17 protein-coding genes are annotated in these 15,068 nt (G+C 72.7%); 2 read left to right on the top strand and 15 right to left on the bottom strand.

What is annotated here, in order from left to right; translation table 11 throughout:
- Positions 1-9: 9 nt before the first annotated feature.
- The 15 genes from ACZZ9K_RS01760 to ACZZ9K_RS01690 all read right to left on the bottom strand — a co-directional run bounded on the left by ACZZ9K_RS01760 (position 10) and on the right by ACZZ9K_RS01690 (position 12,712).
- Positions 10-1,434: a flagellar hook-length control protein FliK gene (locus tag ACZZ9K_RS01760; protein WP_463443192.1), complete on the bottom strand. Its 1,425-nt coding sequence runs from the start codon at positions 1,432-1,434 to the stop codon at positions 10-12.
- Positions 1,431-2,168: a C40 family peptidase gene (locus ACZZ9K_RS01755; RefSeq protein ID WP_463443191.1), complete on the bottom strand. Its 738-nt coding sequence runs from the start codon at positions 2,166-2,168 to the stop codon at positions 1,431-1,433. Before ACZZ9K_RS01755 ends, ACZZ9K_RS01760 begins: the two co-directional genes overlap by 4 nt.
- Complete coding sequence (locus tag ACZZ9K_RS01750; RefSeq protein WP_463443190.1) at positions 2,165-2,596, bottom strand: flagellar FliJ family protein; 432 nt, start codon at positions 2,594-2,596, stop codon at positions 2,165-2,167. The genes ACZZ9K_RS01755 and ACZZ9K_RS01750 overlap by 4 nt, the downstream gene beginning before the upstream one ends.
- Positions 2,596-3,939, bottom strand: coding sequence for a FliI/YscN family ATPase (locus ACZZ9K_RS01745; RefSeq protein ID WP_138803261.1), 1,344 nt, complete (start codon positions 3,937-3,939; stop codon positions 2,596-2,598). Before ACZZ9K_RS01745 ends, ACZZ9K_RS01750 begins: the two co-directional genes overlap by 1 nt.
- Positions 3,936-4,610: a FliH/SctL family protein gene (locus tag ACZZ9K_RS01740; protein ID WP_463443189.1), complete on the bottom strand. Its 675-nt coding sequence runs from the start codon at positions 4,608-4,610 to the stop codon at positions 3,936-3,938. The genes ACZZ9K_RS01745 and ACZZ9K_RS01740 overlap by 4 nt, the downstream gene beginning before the upstream one ends.
- The gene (fliG, locus tag ACZZ9K_RS01735) at positions 4,603-5,643 is read right to left on the bottom strand and encodes a flagellar motor switch protein FliG (RefSeq protein WP_071244891.1); all 1,041 of its coding nucleotides are present in this window, start codon (positions 5,641-5,643) and stop codon (positions 4,603-4,605) included. The genes ACZZ9K_RS01740 and fliG overlap by 8 nt, the downstream gene beginning before the upstream one ends.
- 8 nt (positions 5,644-5,651) lie before the next feature.
- On the bottom strand, positions 5,652-7,322 hold the full coding sequence (gene fliF / locus ACZZ9K_RS01730) for a flagellar basal-body MS-ring/collar protein FliF (RefSeq protein WP_111057203.1): 1,671 nt from the start codon (positions 7,320-7,322) through the stop codon (positions 5,652-5,654).
- A complete protein-coding gene (fliE, locus tag ACZZ9K_RS01725; RefSeq protein WP_176708761.1) occupies positions 7,322-7,660 on the bottom strand; it encodes a flagellar hook-basal body complex protein FliE in 339 nt (112 codons plus the stop codon). The genes fliF and fliE overlap by 1 nt, the downstream gene beginning before the upstream one ends.
- On the bottom strand, positions 7,660-8,055 hold the full coding sequence (locus ACZZ9K_RS01720; RefSeq protein ID WP_071244596.1) for a flagellar basal body rod protein FlgC: 396 nt from the start codon (positions 8,053-8,055) through the stop codon (positions 7,660-7,662). The genes fliE and ACZZ9K_RS01720 overlap by 1 nt, the downstream gene beginning before the upstream one ends.
- Complete coding sequence (locus ACZZ9K_RS01715) at positions 8,052-8,396, bottom strand: flagellar basal body protein (protein ID WP_463443188.1); 345 nt, start codon at positions 8,394-8,396, stop codon at positions 8,052-8,054. Before ACZZ9K_RS01715 ends, ACZZ9K_RS01720 begins: the two co-directional genes overlap by 4 nt.
- Positions 8,397-8,624: 228 nt before the next feature.
- Positions 8,625-8,951 carry a hypothetical protein gene (locus ACZZ9K_RS01710; RefSeq protein ID WP_463443187.1) on the bottom strand — a complete coding sequence of 109 codons (327 nt, stop codon included), beginning with the start codon at positions 8,949-8,951 and terminating at the stop codon, positions 8,625-8,627.
- Positions 8,941-9,414, bottom strand: coding sequence for a flagellar export chaperone FliS (gene fliS / locus ACZZ9K_RS01705; protein ID WP_138803260.1), 474 nt, complete (start codon positions 9,412-9,414; stop codon positions 8,941-8,943). The genes ACZZ9K_RS01710 and fliS overlap by 11 nt, the downstream gene beginning before the upstream one ends.
- A gap of 11 nt (positions 9,415-9,425) precedes the next feature.
- Positions 9,426-10,814 (bottom strand): flagellar filament capping protein FliD, encoded by a 1,389-nt coding sequence (gene fliD, locus ACZZ9K_RS01700; protein WP_463443186.1) that lies wholly within the window; start codon positions 10,812-10,814, stop codon positions 9,426-9,428.
- A gap of 106 nt (positions 10,815-10,920) precedes the next feature.
- Complete coding sequence (locus ACZZ9K_RS01695; protein WP_027465508.1) at positions 10,921-11,778, bottom strand: flagellin N-terminal helical domain-containing protein; 858 nt, start codon at positions 11,776-11,778, stop codon at positions 10,921-10,923.
- A 118-nt stretch (positions 11,779-11,896) separates the two neighbouring features.
- Positions 11,897-12,712, bottom strand: a complete 816-nt coding sequence (locus ACZZ9K_RS01690) for a sigma-70 family RNA polymerase sigma factor (RefSeq protein ID WP_027465507.1) — start codon at positions 12,710-12,712, stop codon at positions 11,897-11,899.
- 443 nt (positions 12,713-13,155) lie between these two features.
- Between ACZZ9K_RS01690 and ACZZ9K_RS01685 the strand changes: the two genes are divergently transcribed.
- Positions 13,156-13,641, top strand: coding sequence for a flagellar protein FlgN (locus ACZZ9K_RS01685; RefSeq protein WP_027465506.1), 486 nt, complete (start codon positions 13,156-13,158; stop codon positions 13,639-13,641).
- A 4-nt stretch (positions 13,642-13,645) separates the two neighbouring features.
- Entirely contained in the window at positions 13,646-15,067 is a 1,422-nt protein-coding gene (gene flgK, locus ACZZ9K_RS01680) for a flagellar hook-associated protein FlgK (protein WP_463443185.1), read from the top strand.
- Position 15,068: the final 1 nt, after the last annotated feature.

The raw sequence follows: 15,068 nt of genomic DNA, 5'->3' as shown, positions 1-15,068 counted from the left end.
TGAGCCGGATCAGGCGAGGACGTCGAGTCCTGCGGTGCGGATGGAGGGCATGTGGGCGGTGGGCTGCGCGCGCGGGGTGACCCGCGCCTCCAGGCCGAGGTCGTCAGGCAGCGCACGCGCGGCCGGACGCTCGTCACGACCCGGCGCGTCCTGCGGCTGGTTCTGCGACGACAGGTCGAGCGTGGTGCTCACACCGGTGCCGGCCGCGTCCCGCCGCAGGTCCGGCAGGACCTGGCGGACGGCCTCACGGCCGGCGTCCGACGCGGCGAACAGCTCGACGTGCATGCCGTGCGCGGTGACGTGCGCGCGGACCGTGACCGGGCCGAGGCTGTCCGGCACGACCTGCACGGTGACGACGTGCTCGCCGGGGCCGGCCTGTGCGAGCGAGAACACCGGTCGCGCCAGCTGCTGGGCGAGCGGTGCCGGGGCCGGCGCAGTCGCCGCGGCGGGCGCGGTGGTCGACGTCGTCGACATGACGAACGGCGTCTCGCCACCGCGGCTGGGGGCGACGGCCGGGAGGCCCGGATCACCCGGCGTCGACGCCTGCTGCTCCGTCCCGTGGCCGGCTCGGGAGCCGGTGCCGGCTGCCGGGGCGGCCGTGACGACCGGCGCCTGGCCCGGGGGCACGGTTGCGGTGTCGCCGTCGGCGGTGCGGGTGGCGGCGGGGGCCGCGATCGCGGCAGTGGCCGTCGGGGCGGTGGTCGCCACGTCGGTCGCGGCTGTGGTCGTCGAGACGGCGGTCGTCGCGGCTGTGGTGGTCGCGGGGGCGGCGCCCGCGACGATCGTCGCGGCGGCGGCCGGAGACGCGCTGCCGGCGGGCGGCACGGCGGGCGTCGCCGCGGCGGTGGTCGCCGTGCCCGTCGTCGCTCCGGCAGCGTTCTGCCGTGCCCCGCCCGACGCGGGTGCCTGCTGCGGGGCCGCCGTGGCGGGGGCGGTGGCCGGCGCCGGGGTCGACGGGACCGGCGTCGAGGTGTCCCCCTCCACCGACGGTGCTGTCGTGGTCGTTCCGGCGGGTGCCGCTGCGGCCACGTCGATGTGTTGGTCGCCGGCGGGCGTCCCGGCGGCGCCGGTGGCCGACTGGTCCCCCGTGCCACTCGCCAGGCCCGCCGGAGCGGTCGGTGCGGCCACGGCCACGAGTCCGGCGGCGAGCAGCGCCTGCGCGTCGACCGACGGGGAGCCGGTCGACGGCACCGACTGGTCCGACGCGGACGCAGACGGCGTGGCGGCGGTGCTCGGCGTCGCGGCCGAGCCGTCCGCCGTGCGGCCGTCGGTGTCGTCTCGCCCGGCGGCACCGTCTCCGGGGCGCCGCTCGGTCGCGACGGCGGCGGTCAGTGCTGCGCCGAAGGACCCTGCAGCAGCGGAGTCGGACGATGCACCCCGGTTGGTGCCGGGTGCGGTGGGCACGGACGGCTGGGTGGCGATGGTCAGGCTCATGCGGCGCTCCCGGACTGCATCATGGACAGCAGCGCGGCGGTCTGCAGGTCGGTCGCGGAACGCGCTGCCGAGGCGGTCGGCGCGGCGACGGCCGCCGGGGCCGCCTGCGCGGGGACGATCCGGCGGATGGTCGCGATGTCGCCCTGGGAGTACCAGTTGTCGACGATCCGGACGTCCTTGCCGGGGCGCGGCGCGTGCAGCACCTTGCCGTCGCCGACGTAGATGACGACGTGGCCCTCGCCCTTCGGGATGATCAGGTCGCCGGGCTGCGCGTCCTTCAGGGAGCCGACCTCGACGCCCATCTTCGCCTGGTCCGGCACGACCCGGGGCATCGTGACCCCGAGGTCCTTGAAGACCGTCTGCACCAGGCCCGAGCAGTCCATGCCCGCGGTCGTCTCCCCGCCGAACACGTACGGCACACCGAGGTACTTCTTCGCGTCGGCCACCACGTCGGCGCCGGTCGCACCGCTGCCGGTGGCGAGGGTGCCGGCCCCGGCGTCGACCGAGGTCGCGGGGGTACGGGTGCCCGTCGCGGAGGCTGCGGCGGTCGCACCGGCAGCGGTCGCCGCGCCGGTCGTGCCGTCGGCGGTGGCGAGGGCGTCGGCGAAGGCGGAGGACCCCGCGGCCCCACCGGTGGCGGACGCGCCCGGGGCAGCCGTGGCCGTCCCGCCGCGCAGCGTGTCGATCTGGGACCGGATCTCCGAGATCCGGGAGAGCACCGCTTCGACGCTCATCGGGCACCACCTTCCGTGCGGCGTCGTGCCGCGATCTCGTCGAGGGCGTTGTGTTCGGTCCGGAGTTCCTCGGCCGCCTGCTGCTCGGTGTGCTTGCCCTCGAGCTTCTCGAGGCCGACGGCGGCGCGACGGGCGGCGGTGTAGTCCTGCTGTGCCCGGTCGGCGTCGGCACGGCGGTTCTGCACCACGGCGTCGAGCTCCTCGAGCATCCCGCGGGTCGCGGCACGGGCTGCGGCGACGGCGCTCAGGGTCGCGGCGTCCTGGATGGGCTGGGCGTCCTCGCTGTCGGCGAGGCTCCGGCGTGCCGCGATCCGGGCGTCGGCTGCGTCACGGACGCGCTCGTTCGCGGTGGCCAGCGTGGCGGCGGCACGGTCCTGCTCGGTGTGACGCAGGCGCAGGAGTCCGGCGAGCGGGAAACGGCGGGCCATCACGACACCCCCAGCTGCTGCACGAGGCCGCCGAGGCGCTGCCAGGACGCGTCGGCGGTCGCCCGCTCGTCCATGCCCTGGCGCAGGAACGCGTCGATCGATCCCTGGTGGTCGACGGCGGCGTCCACGAGCGGGTTCGACCCGCGCTGGTACGCACCGACGTCGAGCAGGTCCTGGGCGCCGGCACGGGCGGCCATCACCTTCCGCAGCACGGTGGCGGCGGCACGCTGCTCGGGTCGGGTGACCTTCGAGGCGACGCGGGACACCGAGCCGAGGGCGTCGACCGACGGGAAGTGCCCGGTGATCGCGAGCTTGCGGTCGAGCACGACGTGGCCGTCGAGGATGCTGCGGGCCGCGTCGGCGATCGGCTCGTTGTGGTCGTCGCCGTCGACCAGCACGGTGTACATGCCCGTGATGCTGCCGACGCGGTCGGTCCCGGCGCGCTCGAGCAGTCCCGCGAGCACCGAGAACGTCGACGGCGGGTAGCCCCGGGTGGCCGGCGGTTCCCCCACCGACAGCCCGATCTCACGCTGCGCCATCGCGACGCGGGTGAGCGAGTCCATCATGAGCACGACGTCCTGGCCGGCGTCGCGGAACGACTCGGCGATGCGGGTGGCCACGAACGCGGCGCGCAGGCGCATGAGCGCGGGCTCGTCGGAGGTGGACACGACGACGATCGAGCGGGCGAGCCCCTCGGGTCCCAGGTCGTCCTCCAGGAACTCGCGCACCTCACGGCCGCGCTCCCCCACCAGGGCGATGACGTTGACGGCCGCGTCGCTCCCGCGCGCGATCATCGACAGCAGCGACGACTTGCCCACGCCGGACCCGGCGAACAGGCCCATGCGCTGCCCACGGCCGACGGTGGTCAGGGTGTCGAGCACGCGGACGCCGAGCTGCATCGGGGTGTCGATGCGGGTCCGGGCCATCGCGCTCGGGGTGTCGTGGTCGAGCGGGACCCAGGTGACCGGTTCGCCGCCGGGACCCTCGAGCGGGCCGCGGCCGTCGATCGGTCGGCCGAGTCCGTCGAGGACGCGGCCGAACAGACCGGATCCGGTCGGCACGAGCACCGGGCGGCCGGTCGGACGCGCCGGGGTGCCCGCGGTCACGCCGGCCAGGCGGCCGAGCGGCATGCAGCGGACGCCCGAGGCGTCGGTGGCGACGACCTCGACCGCGGTCTGTTCGCCGTCCTCGGCGCCGACCGTGACGACCTCACCGACGCGGGCGTCGAGCCCGGCGATCGTCAGCCCCAGGCCGACGGCGCTCGTGACGACACCGACCCGCTGGGGTGCCGCGCGCAGCAGCGCCTCGTCGAGACCGCGCGGACGGAGCAGCGTGGCGGTCACCGGTCGGCTCCCGTCGCGCCGACCCCGAGGGCCGTGCGGGCGCGGTCGAGCGCCGTGGCGATGCGCGCGTCGAGCATGCCGTCCGGCAGGTCGACGACGGCGTCGCCGTCGCGCAGGGCGCCGTCGGCGACGACCGGCACCGGCAGGTCGAGGCCGGCGACGCGCGCGGTGTCCGCCGGGCTCAGCCGGACGGCCACCGGGACCGTGCGGTCGACGGACGCGAGCGCCCGCCGGACGGTGGCCTCCGCACCGGACGCGATCCGGGCCTCCCGGCTGCTCTGTCCGTCCGGACCGTCGGTGACGGTCGCGTCGTGTGCGGGCCTGGAGGCGCGGACCACGTTCCCGACGATCGCCTCGGCCAGGTCGACTGCCGCGCTCGCGACCGATGCCTCGGCGTCCGCCAGGACGGGTGCGACCGTGGAGAGCATGGCGTTCGTGGCGGCGTCGAGGACCGCGATCCGGCGTGCCGTGTCGGCCTGCAGCGCGGTGATCCGCGCGGCGTGCTCGGTCTCGAGCCGGGCGCGCAGGGCGTCGGTCTCGGCCTGAGCGGCCCGCAGGCCGGCGGTGTACCCGGCCGCGTGCCCGCGGACGTCCGCGCTCGACGCGCGCTCGCGTCCGGCGGGGTCGGCGAGCACCGGGAAGGCGACGCGGTGCACCACGGTGTCAGTCAACGAGCTCGTCCTCCTCGGCGCGGTGCACGGTGACGACGCCCTGGGCCTCGAGCTCGCGCACGGAGCGGACGACCTCGGCACGGGCTTCCTCGACCTGCGAGACGCGGACCGGGCCCATGGCCTGCAGTTCGTCGTCGAGGAGTTCGCGGTTGCGCTCGGACACGTTCGCGCGGATGGTCTCGACGACCGGCCCGGCTGCGCCCTTCATGGCGGTCGCGAGGATCTTCGAGTCGATGCCGCGCAGCACCTGCTGGATGTCGCGGGACTCGAGCTTCACGATGTCCTCGAAGGTCAGCATGCGGGAGCGGATGTCCTCGGCGAGCTCCGGGTCGCGGGCTTCGAGTCCCTCGAGCACGGCCTTCTCGGTCGCGACGTCCGAGCGGTTGATGATGTCGACCAGGGGCGCGATGCCACCGACGACCTCGACGCTCTCGCGCGGCGACACGACGGCCCCGGCGCGCTGGCGCAGCACACCGGCGACGATGCCGACGGCCTCGGGGGTCGCACTGCCCATCGTGGCGAAGGCCTGGGCGACGTCGGTGCGGACGCGCTCGTCGATCCCGGCGAGCACGGCACTGGCCTGCCCGGGGCCCAGGTGGGCGAGCACGAGCGCGATCGTCTGGGGCAGCTCGCCCTCGAGCAGGGAGATGACCTGGCCGGGTTCGGCGTCGTCGAGGAAGTCGAACGACTGGCCGGCGAGGTTCGAGGCCAGACGGTCCATCACGCCGGCGGCCCGCTCGGCACCGAACGACGCCTCGAGCAGCCCGAGGGCGGTCTCCTTGCCGCCGCGCTTCTGCAGCCGGCCGCTCATCGTGATCCGGTGGAACTCCGACAGCGTCTGGTCGACGACGGTGTCCTCGACGCGGCGCATCCGGACGATCTCGGCGGAGATCTCCTCGGCCTCCATCTCGGTGAACTGCTTCATCACCTCGGCGGCGCGGTCCGTCTCCATCTGCATGAGGATGAGCGCGACCTTCTGCGCACCGGTCAGGGCACGGTCGCTCGGACCGGAACCGCCGCCGGGGCTCGGCATCAGCGCGCTCACACCGGTGCCCGGTCGTCGAGGAGCCCGCGCAGGAGCTCGGCGGTGCGCTTCGGGTCGCGCTCGGCCAGGGCGGAGATGTCCTGACGGCGGCGCTCGGCGGTGATCTCCTCGGTCGTCAGCACCTCGGTGGGAGCGTCGCCGCCGGGCATCGCCGACAGCACGGCGGTCGGGGCGTCACCGGCACCGAGCGTCGCGCGGTCGTCGACGCCGTCCATCGCGAGGGGCAGCTGGAACGTCTCGCCGGCGAAGGCGTCGAGCTCGCCGAGGTCGACGGCTTCGCGCTCCTGCTTCCGGTTGCGGCGGGCGACGAAGAACATGATCGCGATGACGGCGAGGACGATGCCGATCACGATGCCGGCGGTGCGGATCGACGACCACAGTGCTTCCTGCTGGTCGGCCTTCTGCTGGGCCTCGAGGGCCTTCGCGGCCTGGTCGGAGGCGCTCGTGTCGAAGTCCATCATCGCGACCTTGACCTGGTCGCCACGGTTCTGGTCGACACCCGCGGCGGCGGACACCAGGTCGTTGATGCTCTGCAGGTTCGCGTTCTGCACGGCGTCGGCCTTCGAGTTCAGCGCGACCGAGATGGTCTGCCGGTCGAGCCCGCCCGAGGGGATCTGCGTGGTCTCGGTGGTGTGGTCGACGGCGTTGTTCTTCGTCGCCGATTCGTTCTTGTACCCGTCGTCGCCGGTGCCGCTCGTCGCGGTGCCGTTCGGGACGGCGATGTTGTCCGGACCGAGGACCCCGGTCGCACCGGTCCCCGCACCGGCGCCGGCGCCGTACTCCTCGGTGGTGCTCGACTCGTTCAGCGCGACCGGGCCCGACGTGGGAGACGTGTAGCTCTCGGACGTCCGGGTGCCGGACTCCTGGTTCATGGTGCCGGAGACCACGACGGTCGCGTTGCCGACGCCGAGCGTGGTGTCGAGCAGGTCCTGGATCTTCTTGCTCGTCGCCGCGTCGTAGTCGGCAGCCTGGTCCGCACCGCTGCCGGTCGCGCCGGTGCCGACGGCGGACAGGGTCTGGCCCTTCGCATCGACGACCGAGACGTCGGTGGGCTGCATGCCCTCGACCGAGGCGCTCGTCAGGTGCACGATGGCCTGCACCTGGTCGGTGCTCAGCTGCGTGCCGTTCTCGGTCGCGATGAACACCGACGCGGTCGGGTCCTTCTCCTCGGAGACGAACACCGACTTCTCCGGGATCGCGAGCTGCACGGTGGCCGTCTGCACGCCGTCCATCGCACCGATGGTCTTGGCGAGCTCGCCCTCCATCGCGCGCTTGTAGGTGACGTCCTGCTGGAACTCCGAGCTCGTCACGCCCATCTTGTCGAGCAGCGAGTAGCCGCCCTCGTTCGACGACGGCAGGCCGTTCGACGCCGCCTTGAGCCGCTCCGAGTACACCTGCGCCTGCGGCACGAGGATCGTCGCGCCGCCGTCGGTGAGCTGGAACGGCACACCGTCGGTCTGCAGCTGGTCCGTGATGGAGCTCGCGTCGGCCGCGGCGAGCCCGGTGAAGAGCGGGGCGTAGGACGCCTTGCCGAGCCAGGACGCGAGGGCGATCCCACCGAGCACGAGTGCCGCGATCGCCAGGATCGCGATGGTGCGCTGGGCGGCGGAGAAGCCCTTCACGTAGGCGCTGAGGCGCGCGAAGACGTTCTTGACGGCGACGGGCATCAGGCCTGCATCCTCATGATCTCGTTGAAGGCGTCGACGCCCTTGTTGCGGACGGCGGAGACGAGCTCGAGCGTGACCTGCGCGCGGGTGGCGGCGATCGTGGCGTCGTGGATGTCGTCGAGGTTGCCGGTCACGGCCTTGAGCGCCAGGGTCTTCGAGTCGCTCTGCAGCGACTGCAGCCCGTCGACGGCGTTGCCGAGGCTCGCGGCGAACCCGCTGCCGTCGGTCGCGCCGGCGGCACCGGTGGCGTTCGTGCTGTCGCTGGACGTCCCCGAGACACTCGTCAGGGCGTTCGTCATCGCGTTGGTGGTCACACCGTTCACGGCGTCGATGGGCATCAGTTCTTCCCGATCTGCAGTGCCGCCTCGTAGGCGGTCTTGGCACGGTCGACCACGGCGGCGTTCGCCTGGTAGCCGCGCTGGGCCATGATGAGGTCCGCCATCTGCGTGCCGAGGTCGATGTCGGGCATGCGGACGTAGCCCTCCTCGTTCGCGAGCGGGTTGTCCGGGTCGTAGGTCACACGGCCGGCGGCGCTGCCGAACGCTGCGCCCTTGACGTAGGCGCCGGAGACGCCGTTGCCCTCCTGCACCTCGACGTAGCGCGCCTGGAACGCGGTGTCGTCCATCGACTTCACGGTGTTCGCGTTGGCGATGTTGTCCGAGACGGCGTCGAGCCACTTCCGGTGCACGGTCAGGCCGGTGCTCGCGATGCCGATCGCGTCGAAGGTCGTCACGAGTTCGTCCGCATCGCCGCACGGACGCTGGTGAGCTCGGAGTTCATCGCCTGCGTGGCGAACTGGTACCGAAGCACGGTGTCGATGTTCGACAGCGTCTCCTCGTCGAGGTTGACGTTGTTGCCGTTCGTGTTCGTCGGCTCGAGGCTGCGCGCCATCGTCGGCGTGGTGGAACCGTCGCCGTCCACGATCGACTTCGCCAGGGCGTCCTCGAACTGGACCTTCTCGGCGTGGTAGTTCGTCGTGTTGATGTTCGCGATGTTGTTCGCGATCACCTTCTGGCGCATCGACAGACCGTCGAGTGCGCTCTGCAGCGCGACGCTCGTCACGGAATCGAACACGAAGGATCCCCTCGTCAGGCGTCGTCGGTGCGACGTCGCCGTGCGGTGGTGGCCGATCCCTGGCCGAACTGGTGAGCGATCCGTGCTCGTGTGGCGCTATCGGAGTCCGTCGTCCGCCGCGTTAGGCGTCGCCCCGAACGGGGGGCGGCGGGGCGGAGCACCCGAGATGCGACAGAGCACCCGTCGATCGACGGGTGCTCTGTCGCAGAACTGGTGCGGGGGCGCGGGTCAGGCGGAAGCGTCGAGGTACACGGAGCCGCGGGGCTCGCGCGTGGCGTCGACGGCGCGAAGGGCACCGAGGTGCTCCAGCGTCGAGCGGCGGTCCGCCTCGAGCACCGTCATGCGGTCCCGCTGCGCGGCGAGCAGCCGGGAGGCCCGTCCCACCAGGTCCCGCGGCAGCGGTCCCAGCCCGGCCGGCTCCGACCACCCGGCCACGGCAGTGGAGTCGGCCGCCTGCCCGGCGGCGTCGTGCTCCAGGGAGGTGAGCAGGGCCTCCCATGCGGCTCGTCCGTCCGGCTGCTCAGGCGACGGCTCTGCGGACGGCTCAGGCGACACCGAGGGCTCCCCCGGTCGGCTGCTGCGCGGTGGGCGTCGCGGGCAGCGACGCGGCTGCCTCGTGCCACGACTGACGCAGCGGCTCGAGGATCCGGATGCAGTCGCGGGTGGCCTGCACGTCGCGGTGCACGTTCGCCGTGATGAGCGAGGTGGAGGCGTAGTTGTAGACGGCGAGCAGGCCCTCGCCGCCGTCCCAGACGTCGATCCGGAGGGTGCTCGAGAGCTCGCCGACGATCGCCTGGGCGTGCAGGAGCTGCTCGCGGGCCGCCTCCCAGTCGGCGGCGACCTGCGCGGCCTCCGCACGGTGCAGGTCGAGCAGCAGCCGGTCGTAGAGCATCGTCACGAGCTGGGCCGGCGTCGCCGACAGCACCGCCTCGTTCGTGTACTGGGCACGGCGCTGGTCGGTGACGGTGCGCGGCTGGGCGGCCTGGCGGAAGGCGGCTGCCTGGAAGTCGAAGGTCATGGTCGTTCCCGTCAGCTCGACGTCGAGGCCAGCTGGCCGGCGAGCCAGCTCGACTGCGACTGGAGCTTGCTGAGGCTGGTCTCGAGGGATGAGTAGAGGGTCTGCAGCGCGGCCCGGCGCCTCGTCAGCCGGTCGGTCCAGCTGTCGATCTGGGTGTTGAGGTCCTTGGCGACGGCCTGCTGCCCGGTGATGGACGTGGTGACGGAGCCGTCGTACTTGTCGGAGGCGGTGCTGGCCGCGGCACCGACGTTCGCGGCGACGCCGGAGAGCATCGCCTGGGTGGCCTTCGGATCGGCGGCGAGTGCCTTCTGGAAGACCTCCGGGTCGAAGGTGAAGCTGCCGTCCCTCGTGATCACGATCCCGATCGTCGACGGCGACTTGCCGTCGACGGGGGCGGACATCGTGCTCGTGAGCCGCTGCACGGCGTCGCGGGACGCACCGTCGCCGAGCAGGACGCCGGCCTTCGTCGTCGTGGTGCCGGACGTCGCGCTGGTCGAGCTCGACACCGCGGTGTTCGTCTTGTAGTAGGCCGCGATCGCGTTCATCGCGTCGACGAGCCCCGAGGCCACGGACTGGGCCTTGGTGGTGTCCTGCGCGACCGTCACGGTGACGGGTTCGGTGGTGGCCTTCGACACGGTGACGTCGAGCCCGGGGACGAGCCCGGTGAAGGTGTTCGTCGCGCTCGTGACCGTCTGCGCGGCGGCGGTGCCGGCCCAGAGGGTGACGCTGGCGTCGGTCGCCGTGGTGACGACGGCGGCACCGGTCTCGGTGAGGACGTTCTTCGCGGTGCCCGCTGCCACGTCGTCGGCGCCGCCCCGGTACACCTGGAAGCCGCCGGCCACCCCGGTCGTGGCGGACGTGAGCTGCAGGCGGTAGAGCTTGCTGCCGTCGGCGTCGGTGCCGGCGGAGACCTTCGTCGCGGTGACGCCCGCACCGGACTTGTTCAGGGCGGACACGGCGTCGTCGACCGAACCGGACGCCGGCGTCACGGTGGTCGACCCGCCGTCCGCGCCGACGATCGTGATCGGCTGCGCACCGGTCGACCACGTCGACATCGCGGCCGTGACCCCGACCTGTGCCGAGGCGGTCGAACCGACGGTGAAGCTGATGGCGCCGGCGGTCGCCCCGGTACCGGTGACGGCGGTGACGCTCGGCGCGGTGCTCGTGGCGGCGAAGAGGTCGAGCGACGAGGCCTTCGCGGCGTCCGCGGCCTTCGTGGCGAGCCCCTGGATCAACCCGTTGAGCGTCTGCAGTGACGAGATGAACGAGTTCGTGGTGATGAGCTTGTTCTTGAGCAGGGTCTGCGGGACCCCCTCGACGCTCATCAGCGAGTTGATGAGGTCGGTCGTCTTGAGACCGCTGACCAGACCGTCGATCGCGAGGCTGCTGCTCGAGGACACGGACGAGGACATCGTCGACACTCCCTGGCGTCGTGGAGGTGGTCAGGATGGCGGCGTCCGTCCTCCGGGACACCCGATCGGGCCCGGAGGACGGACGTCGTGATGGCTAGCGCAGGAGCGAGAGCACGCCCTGGGTGCTCTGGTTCGCCTGCGCGAGCATCGAGGTGCCGGCCTGGCTCAGGATGTTGTCGCGCGTGTACTTGACCATCTCCTGCGCCATGTCGACGTCGGTGATGCGCGAACCGGCAGCGGTGAGGTTCTCCTTGGCCACGTTCGTCACGTTGATGGCGTGGTCGAAGCGGTTCTGGACCGCACCGAGGTTGGAACGAGCCTCCGAGACCGACTTGATCTGCGCGTCGAGCTCGGTCACCGCGAGGCGAGCGTTGTCGCCCGTGGTGAAGTCGAGCGCCTTGACCGCCGTGGCGACCTTCGAGACGTCCGCGCCCGTGAGGTCGACGTCGATCTTGCTGGCGTCGGAGCCGTCCGCGCCGACCTGGAAGGTCAGCTTGCCGGTACCGGGACCGGCAGCCGTGGTGGATGCCTTGCCGTCGAGCAGCTTGATCCCGTTGAAGTTGGTCGAGTCCGAGATGCGCTGCAGCTCCTCCTGGAGCTGACCGACCTCGGTCGTGATCGCCTTCCGCGAGTCCTCGTTGTTCGAGTCGTTGCCGGCCTGGACAGCCAGGTCGCGCATGCGCTGGAGGATCGAGTGGGTCTCGGTGAGGCCACCTTCAGCGGTCTGCACGACGGAGATGCCGTCCTGCGCGTTGCGGGCGGCGACCGTGAGGCCACCGACCTGGGACTTCAGCCCCTCGGAGATCGACAGACCGGCAGCGTCGTCGGCAGCACGGTTGATGCGGAGACCGGTCGAGAGCTTCTCGAGGGACTTCGACAGGTCGTTCTGCGTCGCGTTGAGGTTCCGGTACGTGTTGAGTGCCGAGAGGTTGGTGTTGATGGACATACCCATGGTGGTTTCCTCCGTGAATGTGGGTCGTGCGTCGGCCCGTCCGTGGGCTGACATGGATGACTCTCGGCCGGTTGCCGCGAGTCGTTAGGGGATCGACGGAGAAGTTTCCGCCGACGTCTCAACTCGCCGCGACGGCCGGGCCGGACGCGGCGTCGTGCACGGCACGGGCGACACCGGCGGCCGCGTTCGTGGCGACACGGGCGAGGTAGGCGCTGCGGCGGGCCGCGGTGGTGCGGCTCGCGGGCTCGACGGTGGTGCCGTCGCCGTAGTGGGCGGCGAGACCGTCGTGGAGCAGGCGCATCGCCTCGGAGCGCTGCTGCGAGACGGCCGAGTGCGTGATGCCGAGCTCGGCGGCGACGTCGGTGACCGAGCGGTCGCCGAAGTACACGGCCTCGACGATGAAGCGCATCCGCTCCGGCAGGGCCTCGACCGCGGCGCGGAGGTACCGGCGCTTCTCGGTCTCGAGCAGGTCGTCCCCGGGGAGCGGCAGGTCCGCGGCGACGAGGTCGTGCACGGTCTCGTCGAGCGGCGCGACGGTCCGGGCGGCGTCGCTCATCGCGTCGACGGCGGTCTGCTTGTCGACGCCCATGGCATCGGCGATCTCCTGGGCACCGACGCTCCGGCCGAGGCGTGCGGACAGGGCCTCCTGCGTTGCCAGGGTCTCGCGGATCCGCTTCCGGGTGCCGCGGGAGGCCCAGTCGGCCGAGCGCATGTCGTCGGCCAGCGCACCGGCGATCCGGGTGCGGGCGTAGGCGCCGAACGGCACGCCGAGGGTGGGGTCGAAGGCCTCGGCGGCTGCGACGAGTGCGAGCGATCCGACGGCGGCGAGGTCGTCGCGGTCCAGGTGCGTCGCCCGGGAGCGGACGTCGGCCACGATGTAGCCCACGAGCGGGAGGTGCTCCACGATCATCGCGTTGCGTTCGGTGCGGTCCATGCTGTTCCCCTGGTCGACCTGACGTGTGTCGGCTCACCCGTCCGTGGGCGCGACGGACGCCGGCCTCGGATGGCCGGTGCGTACGCCGAAGACCCGCCCGGGTCCCTCCGAGCGGTGCACCCCGCATCGTTCCCGAGCGGTTCCGGGTGTCCCCCGGGGTGCGTTCTGAATGTATCGGCTGGCAATGCGCTGAACAGGTGCACAACCGTCCCCAGTGCGGGGGTGTCAGGCCCCGTTCCGGGTCGGCATTTGGGGGGACCCGGGGTCGGGAACGCTCGTTCTTGTCCCCCGACGGGGGTCATCGGGTCACAGAGTCGACGAGTACTGGGGACGGCACTCGGCCGCCGGGGCTTACGGTCGCGGTCACCGAGTCGATAGGTCCCGGTGTCCGCAGGATGACGGACCGGGGACCACCCCGACGAACCACCACCTGGGAGGAGCTGATGAGCGTGAACGACCTGTCCGCCGTGCTCTGGCGCGAACGCGAGCTGCTCGAACTGCTCACCTTCAAGCTCGAGGAGGAACAGCTCCTGCTCACCGCGGGCCGCTCCCGCTGGGTGTCGCACGCCAGCCGCGAGGTCGAGCAGGTCCTCGACCGGCTCCGCAGCACCGGTCTCGAGCGCGCCGCGCAGAGCGCCGAGGTCGCCGAGGAGTGGGGCGTGGCCGCCGACGCTCCCCTGCGCGACGTCGTCGCCGCGGCGCCGAACGGTCCGTGGGGGGAGATCCTGTCGTCGCACCTCACCGCGATGGTCGAGCTGACCACCCAGATCGGAGCCCTGCGCGACGAGAACGACCGGTTCCTCCGTGCCGCCGCCCAGGCCACCGAGGAGACCCTGGCGGGGACCGTCACCGGCGCCGCCACCTACGACGCCAGTGGCACGTCCGGCGCAGGCCAGGACGGCGCCCGCCTGTTCGAGGGGACGTTGTAGCACCGTGGTCAGCACCTTCGGATCCCTCGCGACCGCCTACTCCGGCCTCGCAGCCGCCCGTGCCGGCATCGACGTCACCGGCCAGAACATCGCGAACGCCGGCACCGCGGGCTACACCCGCCAGCGCGTCACGCAGAACTCGATCCCCGCGACCCAGACCGGGTTCGTGCGGGGCACCGCGGCCCTCGCCGGCCAGGGCGTCTCGGTCGACGGCATCGCCCGCCTGGCGTCCCTGACGCTCGACGCCGGTGTCCGCGTTGCCGCCGGTTCGTCGGCCTACGCCGATGCCCGCGCCACGGCGCTCTCCGCCCTCGAGACCGGGTTGCACGAGCCCGGCAAGGACGGCCTGAGCGCCAAGCTCGACGCGTTCTGGTCGTCGTGGAGCGAGCTCGCCAGCCACCCCGACGACCCGGGTGCCGCCAGTGCCGTGCTCGGGGCCGCCGGCACCGTCGTCGCCGCCCTGGCCGCCGGCTCGAAGGCCGTCGACGCGCAGTGGTCCTCGGTGCGCGGAACCCTGACCGGGCAGGTCGCCCAGCTGAACGGTGCCGCGGAGCAGGTCGCCGACCTGAACGGCCGGATCCGCACCGCGCTCGCCTCGGGCGGCAACGCCAACGAGCTGCTCGACCAGCGCGACCAGCTCACGCAGCAGATCGCCACGCTCGCCGGCGGCACCACCCGCACGAACGCCGACGGCACGGTCGACGTGCTCCTCGGCGGCAACCCGCTGGTGCAGGGCACCGACGCCCGCTCGGTCGCCCTCGGCGGCGGCGAACGTCTCGCCGACGGCACCGCGGTCACCCTGACCTGGACCACCGGCACGGCCGGGGCGGTCGGACTGAGCGGCGGGTCGATCGGGGGCGCCCTCGCGGTCCTCGCACCCGCGTCCGGCACCGGCACCGGCGGCGCACTCGCCGAGGCCTCCAAGTCCTACGACGCCGTGGCCACGCGGCTCGCCACGACCGTGAACACCCTGCACGCCGCCGGGACCACCCCGGCCGGCACCACCGGCGCCCCCTTCTTGTCCCTGGCGGCCGGCGTGCCCGCCGCCCAGGCACTCGGCGTCGTCCCCACGGACGCCGGTGGCCTGGCGACGCGGAACGCGGCGGGGGAACTCGACGACTCGTTCGCCGACGCGCTCGCGCGACTCGGGGCGTCGTCGGACGGCGCCGACCAGGTCTGGGCGACGTTCGTGGCGGGCGTGGGCACCGCCTCCAGGTCGGCCACGTCGGAATCGACGATGACCGGACTCGCGCTCACCAACGCACGCACCCAGCAGCAGTCGAGCGCCGGCGTCGACCTCGACGAGGAGAACGTCAACCTGCTGAGCTACCAGCACGCGTACCAGGGCGCGGCGCGCGTCCTGACCGCGGTCGACGAGATGCTCGACACCATCATCAACCGCGTCGGACTCGTCGGGAGGGGCTGAT

This window comes from Curtobacterium sp. AC268 (assembly GCF_979258745.1).
The sequence above is the reverse complement of the archived record's forward strand: the minus strand, read 5'-3'. Positions and strand labels throughout refer to the sequence as shown.

Bases quoted from the DNA above. Each gene is read 5' to 3' on its own strand.
- ACZZ9K_RS01760 (WP_463443192.1), bottom strand. From the start codon at position 1,434: ATGAGCCTGACCATCGCCACCCAGCCGTCCGTGCCCACCGCACCCGGC.
- ACZZ9K_RS01755 (WP_463443191.1), bottom strand. From the start codon at position 2,168: ATGAGCGTCGAAGCGGTGCTCTCCCGGATCTCGGAGATCCGGTCCCAG.
- ACZZ9K_RS01750 (WP_463443190.1), bottom strand. From the start codon at position 2,596: ATGGCCCGCCGTTTCCCGCTCGCCGGACTCCTGCGCCTGCGTCACACC.
- fliG (WP_071244891.1), bottom strand. From the start codon at position 5,643: ATGCCGAGCCCCGGCGGCGGTTCCGGTCCGAGCGACCGTGCCCTGACC.
- fliF (WP_111057203.1), bottom strand. From the start codon at position 7,322: ATGCCCGTCGCCGTCAAGAACGTCTTCGCGCGCCTCAGCGCCTACGTG.
- fliE (WP_176708761.1), bottom strand. From the start codon at position 7,660: ATGCCCATCGACGCCGTGAACGGTGTGACCACCAACGCGATGACGAAC.
- fliS (WP_138803260.1), bottom strand. From the start codon at position 9,414: ATGACCTTCGACTTCCAGGCAGCCGCCTTCCGCCAGGCCGCCCAGCCG.
- ACZZ9K_RS01695 (WP_027465508.1), bottom strand. From the start codon at position 11,778: ATGGGTATGTCCATCAACACCAACCTCTCGGCACTCAACACGTACCGG.
- ACZZ9K_RS01690 (WP_027465507.1), bottom strand. From the start codon at position 12,712: ATGGACCGCACCGAACGCAACGCGATGATCGTGGAGCACCTCCCGCTC.
- ACZZ9K_RS01685 (WP_027465506.1), top strand. From the start codon at position 13,156: ATGAGCGTGAACGACCTGTCCGCCGTGCTCTGGCGCGAACGCGAGCTG.